This is a genomic window from Halomonas sp. 707B3 (assembly GCF_024158645.1).
GTDB lineage: Bacteria > Pseudomonadota > Gammaproteobacteria > Pseudomonadales > Halomonadaceae > Vreelandella > Vreelandella lionensis.
Genome location: NZ_JAMZBE010000035.1, coordinates 21952 through 28886, shown reverse-complemented (window position 1 = coordinate 28886; position 6935 = coordinate 21952). Strand labels below are relative to the sequence as shown.

Genomic DNA, 6935 nt, shown 5'->3' with positions numbered 1-6935 from the left:
CTGTCTCAAGAGGCTCGTCAGGCGCTACCAGCGTTAATAAAGCGTCTAGCGATCATGCTGGTGCTCGGAGCGCTGGTGATGGGGGCTTGGCACGCTATGTTTACTGATTGGATTAGCTGGCAGGTCTTTATCTCTCACGCGGCGACGTGTGGTCTGCTGCTGCATGCGGTTTCCCTGTGGTGGTCTGCACGGGAGTAACGATTTTTGTACCTTTAAACCCTTGTAATTGGTGCTTGCGCCCCCATCTTGCGAGCATGGCGCTTGCCACCATGCGTCAGGGTTCTTAAAATTGCCCCCTTGAACATATTTTACGCAATCAACACAACGCCCAGCCGCTAGAGGACAATTCATGCAAGTTTCCGTCGAGACGACCTCCCAGATCGAACGCCGTATCACGATTCAAGTGCCGGCAGCAGAAATCGACGAGGCCGTCAGCGCTCGCTTGAAAGACACCGCGAAAAACGTTCGCTTGAACGGTTTCCGCCAAGGCCGGGTGCCAATGGCCGTCGTGCGTCAGCGCTATGGCGACAGCGTGCGCAGTGAAGTGGTAGGCGAAGTGATGCGTGAACGCTACGTTCGCGCGATCACAGAAAAAGAACTCAACCCTGCCGGTTTCCCGCAGATTGAGCCAAAAGTTAATGAAGAAGGTAAAGACCTTGAGTTCGTTGCGGTAATGGAAATTTACCCGCAGGTTGAGCTGACCTCTATCGAAGGTACAGACGTTGAGCGCCCGGTTGTGTCTGTCAGCGAAGCAGATGTCGATGAAATGATCGATACCCTGCGTAAGCAAAACGCCGCATGGGAAGAAGTTGACGCTGCCGCTGCTGACGGTGACCAAGTCACCATCGATTTCCAAGGCTTCCTGGGCGACGAGCCATTTGAAGGTGGCAGTGCAGAAGGCCACGCGTTGGTCATCGGTTCTAACAGCTTCATTCCAGGTTTTGAAGAGCAACTGATCGGTGCTAAAGCAGGCGAAGAAAAAACCATCTCCGTCACTTTCCCAGCGGATTACCAAGCCGAGCATCTGGCCGGTCAAGACGCCACCTTCAAGGTGACCGTTCACAAAGTAAGCAGCCAGAAACTGCCGGAAGTTGATGCTGAGTTCATCGAGCGTTTCGGTGTAGAAGACGGCGATGAAGCCAAATTCCGTGCTGAAATTAAGAAGAACATGACCCGCGAAGCGGCTCAGGCTGTTGACAACCGTGTTAAGCAGCAGGTGCTGGATGCGCTGAAAAAAGCGAACGACATTCCCGTGCCCAGCGCGCTGGTTCAGCAAGAAACGGACGGCATGAAGCGTCAAGCCGCTCAGCAGTTTGGCCTGGGTGAAGATTTTGACGTTAGCCAGCTGCCGAATGAGCTATTTGAAGAGCAGGCGAAGAGCCGTGTTCAGGTTGGTCTATTGCTAGCTGAAGTGATCAAAGCCAATGAACTGGACGCAGACGACGCGGCCATCAAAGCCAAAGTAGAAGAGCTGGCTGAGCAGTACCAAGATCCCTCCGAAGTGGTTGAGTACTACATGGGTAATGAGCAGCTGAAAACTCAGGTAAAATCTGCCATTCTCGAAGAGAAGGCCGTTGAGAAGCTGCTTGAGCAAGCGAACGTTAAAGACGTCGAAATGTCTTACCAGCAAGCGCTGGCTGCTGCTCAGCAGCAGGCTGAGCAAGATGAGAATGCCGAAGAGGGCGAACAGGCAGGCGCCTGATCTCATCGCGTGGCGCACCCTATCTGGGTGCGCTTTTCCCTTAACGGACGCAAGGAATCACCCGAATGAGTGAGTTTGATATTCAAAACGCCGGCGGTTTAGTGCCCATGGTGGTTGAGCAGAGCGCCAAAGGGGAAAGAGCCTACGACATCTACTCGCGCCTTTTAAAAGAGCGCGTGATTTTCCTGGTAGGGCCGGTAGAAGATTACATGGCTAACCTTGTCGTGGCGCAGCTGTTGTTTCTTGAGTCTGAAAACCCCGATAAGGATATCCATCTTTACATCAATTCACCCGGTGGTTCGGTAACGGCGGGTATGTCAATTTATGACACCATGCAGTTTATTAAGCCGGATGTTTCCACCGTATGTATTGGTCAGGCTGCCAGCATGGGCGCGCTCCTGCTAACAGCAGGCGCTGCGGGCAAGCGTTACTGCTTACCTAACTCCCGCGTGATGATTCACCAGCCGCTAGGTGGCTACCAAGGTCAAGCGTCGGATATTGAGATTCACACCCGTGAAATTCTCGGTATTCGTGAAAAACTGAATCAGATTCTGGCTCACCACACTGGCCAGGATATTGAGAAAGTGGCTCAGGATACTGACCGCGACAATTTTATGAGCGCCAATAAAGCAAAAGAGTATGGCTTGATTGACGCAGTGCTGGATAAGCGGCCTACATCCTGATAGCGTGATAGGATTCTGCTTTTCTAACGAGCTTTTCAGGCGGCGTCAGCCGCCGCAGTGACAGAGGTACGCGAATGGCCGACGGCAAAGGCAAGGACGAAGGTGGCAAACTGCTTTACTGCTCGTTTTGTGGCAAAAACCAAAACGAAGTTCGTAAGCTGATTGCCGGCCCGTCCGTGTATATCTGCGATGAGTGTGTCGACTTATGTAATGACATCATTCGCGAAGAAGTTCTCGAAGCCGATGCCGAGAGCGATGAGGAGCGTTTACCTACGCCCCGCGAAATACGTCATACATTGGACGACTACGTCATCGGACAAGACCGCGCCAAGATGGTGCTGTCTGTAGCGGTTTATAACCACTACAAGCGTCTGAAGTCAGAAGTACGTGAAGGCGATGTGGAGCTAGGTAAGTCCAACATCCTGCTAATTGGCCCGACGGGTAGCGGTAAAACGCTCCTCGCCGAGACCATGGCTCGGCTATTGAATGTACCTTTTACTATTGCTGATGCAACGACGCTGACCGAAGCAGGCTATGTGGGTGAAGATGTTGAAAATATCATCCAAAAGCTGCTGCAAAAGTGCGACTACGACGTTGAGAAAGCCGAGCGCGGCATCGTCTATATCGATGAAATCGACAAAATCTCACGTAAATCGGATAACCCGTCGATTACCCGTGATGTTTCTGGCGAAGGCGTACAGCAGGCGCTGTTGAAGCTAATTGAAGGCACAACGGCGTCCGTTCCTCCCCAAGGTGGGCGTAAGCATCCCCAGCAGGAGTTTGTTCAGGTCAATACGGCCAATATCCTGTTTATTGTGGGTGGTGCTTTTGCTGGCTTGGATAAAGTCATTCGCGACCGTGCTGAGAAAGGCGGTATTGGTTTCAATGCCAGCGTGAAAAGCAAAGAGTCTTCGCGAGGCGTTGGCGAGCTACTCGCGGATGTCGAGCCAGAGGATCTGGTCAAGTTTGGCTTGATTCCTGAGTTTGTGGGTCGCCTGCCAGTGATTGCAACGCTGACTGAGCTGACAGAAGACGCACTGGTTCAGATTTTGACTGAGCCGAAAAACTCGCTGATCAAGCAGTATGCCAAGCTCTTCGAGATGGAAGACGTCACGCTTGAGTTTAGAGACGACGCCTTACGGGCTGTGGCTGTGAAAGCCATGGAACGTAAAACCGGTGCTCGTGGGTTGCGTTCTATCCTAGAGTCTGTGCTGCTGGATACCATGTATGAAATTCCTTCCTTGGAAGGGGTGAGCAAGGTCGTCATCGATGGTTCCGTCATTGCTGGCGAAAGCGAGCCACTGTTGATCTACTCGCAGCAGGAAGAAGCGCGGGTCGACGGTACTGACGGTTAACCCTTCGGTACGTGCCACGGCCTAGCTTTCACCGCTTGTGCCAAACCAAGGGGTCGCCTAGGCGGCCCCTTGTTGTTCTACGTTATTGTTGAAACGGCTGGCCAGCACACGGTGATGTGTCGTGTCATGCCCTTTCATACTGTGAGGTACTTGGCTAAGTACCCTTCAAGTACTCATCCGAATTTGAGGAACGTCTGCGATGCAGCAGAACGCCGATCAGACACAATGTCTACCCCTGTTGCCTTTGCGGGATGTGGTTGTGTACCCGCAAATGGTTATTCCGCTTTTTGTTGGTCGTGAGAAGTCCATTCAAGCCTTAGAGGCAGCGATGGAAGCCGACAAGCGTGTACTGCTGGTGGCTCAGCGTGAGGCCTCACAGGATGATCCTGATAATGCGGACCTCTACGCGATGGGTACCGTCGCTGACATCATGCAGCTGCTTAAGCTGCCTGATGGCACTGTAAAGGTGTTGATTGAAGGCAGCTTCCGAGCTGATGTTATCGATATCGAAGAAAACGAAGCGGGCTACACTCAGGCGCACTTAACCCCACGTGAAAGCGAGCCGCTTACCAGTCGTGAGCAAGAAGCACTAGTGCGTGTCCTGCTCAATCAGTTCGAGCAGTACGTCAAGCTGTCTAAGAAAGTGCCCAACGAAGTGCTTAACTCGCTGTCGGGCATCGAAGACCCTAGCCGTTTGGTCGACACCATCTGCGCCCACCTGTCGCTGAAAATTGGTGACAAGCAAGAGCTGCTCGAAATGGATCGCGTACGCGACCGTATTGAACACCTGATGGCGCTGATTGAGTCTGAGATTGATCTGCTCCAGGTCGAGAAGCGCATCCGCTCGCGTGTTAAAGAGCAGATGGAAAAAACGCAGCGTGAGTACTATCTCAATGAGCAGATGAAGGCCATCCAGAAAGAGATGGGTGAGCTGGATAACGTACCCAACGAAGCCGAAAAGTACGAACAGGCGATCAAAGAGTCTGGGATGCCCAAAGAGGCGTCTGATAAAGCGACTCAAGAGCTTAATAAGCTCAAAATGATGGCTGCCAATTCTGCTGAGGCGACCGTGGTGCGCTCATATCTGGACTGGCTAATTGCCGTTCCATGGAAAAAGCGCACGCGCGTTAAGCACGATCTGGTAAAAGCCCAGCAGGTGCTGGATGAAGATCATTACGGCCTGGAAGAAGTGAAGGCGCGCATTCTTGAGTACCTAGCCGTACAAAAGCGCGTACGGAAAATGAAAGGGCCGGTGCTCTGCTTGGTAGGACCGCCTGGGGTAGGTAAAACGTCCCTTGGTCAATCCATCGCCCGCGCGACAAATCGTAAGTACGTCCGCCTGGCGCTGGGTGGTGTGCGCGATGAGTCGGAAATCCGTGGCCATCGCCGCACCTATATTGGCTCGCTGCCAGGCAAGCTGATGCAGCGTATGAGCCGTGCCGGGGTGAAAAATCCGCTTTTCCTGTTGGATGAGGTGGATAAACTAGGCATGGACCACCGTGGTGATCCGGCGTCAGCGCTTCTAGAGGTATTGGACCCCGAGCAGAACAACAACTTTAGTGATCACTACCTTGAGCTGGATTACGACCTCTCTGAGACGCTGTTTATTTGTACCGCGAACTCAATGAATATCCCAGGCCCGCTGTTGGACCGTATGGAGATTATTCGTCTACCGGGCTACACCGAAGACGAGAAGCTCGCCATCGCTAGGCGCTACCTGCTACCCAAGCAGCTAGAAGCTAACGGGCTTAAGGAAGAAGAGCTAGCGCTGAATGACGACGCGTTGCTTGAGTTGGTGCGCTACTACACTCGTGAGGCGGGTGTGCGCGAGCTTGAGCGTCAGATCGCTAAAGTGTGTCGTAAAGTGCTGCGTGAGCGCTTAGAAGCTGAGCGCACCTCGAAAGATAAGGCAGGCAACAAGCTGCAGGCGCAGCAGGTGCTCTCCGCTGATCAGATTGAGACTTATGCCGGTGTGCGCCGCTATAGCTATGGCTTGGCGGAGCAGGAGGACCAGGTCGGTCGTGTAACCGGCTTGGCTTGGACGTCCGTAGGTGGGGAACTGCTCAACATTGAGTCGGTAGTGACGCCAGGTAAAGGTCGTATTAACAAGACCGGTTCGCTTGGTGATGTTATGAAAGAGTCGGTAAGTGCAGCACAAACCGTCGTGAAGGCGCGTGCTCAGGCCTATGGAATTGACCCGCAGCGCTTCGAAAACGAAGACCTGCACATCCATGTGCCCGAAGGTGCCACACCTAAAGACGGGCCCAGTGCTGGCATTGCCATGGTAACGGCGATTGTCTCCGCCTATACTCAGCGGCCAGTAAGGTGCGATGTGGCCATGACAGGGGAGGTAAACCTGCGTGGCGAAGTATTACCGATTGGGGGTCTAAAGGAGAAATTGCTGGCGGCCCGGCGGGGTGGTATAAAGACCGTCTTAATCCCTGAGGAAAATCGTCGAGATCTCAAGGAAGTACCGGAGAATATCAAAGGAGCGCTTGATATTCGCCCCGTACGCTGGATAGATGACGTGCTGGCCGTGGCGCTGGCAGAGAATGTTGCCGAAGGCGCTTCATTAAAGGGCGCAGATAAGTCTTTCAATGCAAATGCTGTTGCAAGTACCCATTAAGCGTTAAAGCAGTTTTGCTTTAATTTTACTTAATAAATTTGCCCAATGCCTTGAGCAGCGGGCATTTCACGGTCCGGTCGCTTGACAGGTGTTTCAAGGCATTGCTATAAAACGCAGCTATGCTTTGAGGTTGATGCACTTGGTGACCGTGCCGTTCAGAGCCATTTTTTGAAACAGTTAAGGGGTGAAGTGTGAATAAGTCCGAGCTGATTGAAGCTATTGCCGCGTCTGCAGATATTCCTAAAGCAGCGGCAACCCGCGCATTGGATGCCATGGTGGAGTCTGTCACCGATAGCCTCAAAAAAGGCGAGAGTGTTTCTCTGGTAGGTTTTGGTACCTTCGCTATTAAAGAGCGTGCTGCGCGTACTGGTCGCAACCCCCAAACGGGTCAGCCAATCGAAATCAGCGCAGCAAAAGTGCCCAGCTTTAAAGCCGGTAAAGCGCTGAAAGACGCCGTCAACTAATTGGCTCGCGTTTGCTGTAACCTAATGGGCGCATCGCATCCGCGATGCGCCCATGTTCTTTTCTGGCCCGATGGTTTGGGCAATAGATGGCTTTGATGATCTGAG

General features: G+C 52.8%; 5 protein-coding genes and 1 pseudogene. All 6 read left to right on the top strand.

Annotation, left to right across the window (positions count from 1 at the left end):
• Positions 1-198: pseudogene (locus BIS10_RS06955) on the top strand (hypothetical protein); the annotation flags it as partial.
• A gap of 151 nt (positions 199-349) precedes the next feature.
• A complete protein-coding gene (gene tig, locus BIS10_RS06950) occupies positions 350-1702 on the top strand; it encodes a trigger factor (RefSeq protein ID WP_253503781.1) in 1353 nt (450 codons plus the stop codon).
• A gap of 65 nt (positions 1703-1767) precedes the next feature.
• A complete protein-coding gene (gene clpP, locus BIS10_RS06945; protein WP_083023527.1) occupies positions 1768-2385 on the top strand; it encodes an ATP-dependent Clp endopeptidase proteolytic subunit ClpP in 618 nt (205 codons plus the stop codon).
• Positions 2386-2459: 74 nt separating this feature from the next.
• Positions 2460-3740, top strand: coding sequence for an ATP-dependent Clp protease ATP-binding subunit ClpX (gene clpX / locus BIS10_RS06940; protein ID WP_253503778.1), 1281 nt, complete (start codon positions 2460-2462; stop codon positions 3738-3740).
• Between the two features lie 199 nt (positions 3741-3939).
• Positions 3940-6366: an endopeptidase La gene (lon, locus tag BIS10_RS06935; protein ID WP_253503775.1), complete on the top strand. Its 2427-nt coding sequence runs from the start codon at positions 3940-3942 to the stop codon at positions 6364-6366.
• 191 nt (positions 6367-6557) lie between these two features.
• A complete protein-coding gene (locus BIS10_RS06930; RefSeq protein ID WP_009724302.1) occupies positions 6558-6830 on the top strand; it encodes an HU family DNA-binding protein in 273 nt (90 codons plus the stop codon).
• Positions 6831-6935: the final 105 nt, after the last annotated feature.